The organism is Synechococcus lacustris str. Tous, from assembly GCF_003011125.1.
GTDB classification, from domain to species: Bacteria; Cyanobacteriota; Cyanobacteriia; order PCC-6307; family Cyanobiaceae; genus Synechococcus_D; species Synechococcus_D lacustris.
The window spans coordinates 1-1,155 of sequence record NZ_PXVC01000208.1 but is presented as its reverse complement, the minus strand read 5'-3'; the positions used below and the strand labels follow the sequence as shown (position 1 = coordinate 1,155).

At 50.4% G+C, this 1,155-nt stretch carries 2 protein-coding genes and 1 pseudogene; 2 read left to right on the top strand and 1 reads right to left on the bottom strand.

Annotation, left to right across the window (positions count from 1 at the left end):
* Together C7K08_RS16230 and C7K08_RS14365 are read left to right on the top strand one after the other, a co-directional pair.
* On the top strand, positions 1–195 hold a 195-nt coding region (locus C7K08_RS16230; protein ID WP_206603887.1), incomplete at its 5' end, for a hypothetical protein.
* 100 nt (positions 196–295) lie between these two features.
* Positions 296–565: a hypothetical protein gene (locus tag C7K08_RS14365; RefSeq protein ID WP_106501164.1), complete on the top strand. Its 270-nt coding sequence runs from the start codon at positions 296–298 to the stop codon at positions 563–565.
* On the opposite strand, the pseudogene C7K08_RS15730 reads toward C7K08_RS14365, so the two are convergent.
* Positions 562–1,155 (bottom strand): annotated as a pseudogene (locus C7K08_RS15730) (hypothetical protein); the annotation flags it as partial. The gene C7K08_RS14365 and the pseudogene C7K08_RS15730 sit on opposite strands and share 4 nt — an antisense overlap.

Here is a 1,155-nt window from a genome sequence, read left to right as displayed (position 1 = left end):
ATCTTGAGCAATGGAAAATGCCGGCTTGAATCCCCAGCAGTTCCGCGAGTTGCTCTTAAGGCAAGCAGTCTTCCCTTGCCAAAAAGAATTACACCTTTGGGAAGGTTTTATGTTTCTTATAATTTATTAATCTATTTGAGCGGTGTAAGTAATAAAACCGAGAGGGTTTTCTCCTCAGGTGATGTTTTCTATTAATGTTGTTATCAGCAGCCATAATATTTATTGCTGATGCAGTGGCTACAAGAAAAATGGATGAGAATCGTGCGCAACTAGCAACTTTCTTGCAGGAGCTCCCATGGCTGATCACGAAGGGCAAAAGCTCAGCGTTCGAGAAATGATCAACGCTCATCTTTTCCCATTACTGGCACTGGTGGCAACAGCAAGCTCGGTATCTATTGCTTTGTCGCTTGGCCCCATTGCTGGCCAGGCTTCAAGGTGGAATAAGTGTTACGACGGCGGCTTGGCTTGGTTAGATCGCAATAGCCCGCGCATTAAAGGTGGAGATCGCCTGTCTCTTGCAGCTAATTTTTGCAATGGTGGATCGCCAAATAAACCGGCTCGTTAATGGCTGGGGCGATGCAGCACCAGCCCATCGGTGCAGCCATCGTGACCTTGGTCGTAGGCCGAGGCATAAAAATCTCCCTTCCAATCGGCGGGCAGTTCGGCCAGTAGTGCATGGGCATATTCATGGCGGCTGGCTTGGCGCTGAATCGTGTGGGCTGGGTAGAGGCGGATACTGCCGCGGCTGATGCGCTGAAGCTCGAATAGCGCCTTGCGATGCCAGGCAAGATCCAGGCCGGGTTCCTTCATTAGGCCTCCAGTGGATTGGGGCGAGTAGCTGAACAGCAAGTGGCCGCAGAGCACTAGATCAAAAATCTGATCGTTAAAGGGCAGCTGCGGCAGCTTTGCAGCTATGTAGCTATCTGGATTTGTATTTCGGTCGATCAAGAATGCATCAAGAGCCTGCAAGTGCTCCTGGCGGCAGCTATTCAGGTTGAATTCCGGGCGAATGTCTTGGCTGGTTGAAAGGGTTTCCATTGCTGCATCCAGATCGGCCAGTGCTCGTTGCTTTAGTTCTTTATTGCTTAAGGCATAGAGCGGATCCACTGCTGTTATATCAACCCCATCGGCGCGCAATAAGGCCGAAAGTGAGCC

Coding starts and splice junctions, on each gene's coding strand:
- C7K08_RS14365 (WP_106501164.1), top strand. CDS start 296: ATGGCTGATCACGAAGGGCAAAAGCTCAGCGTTCGAGAAATGATCAAC.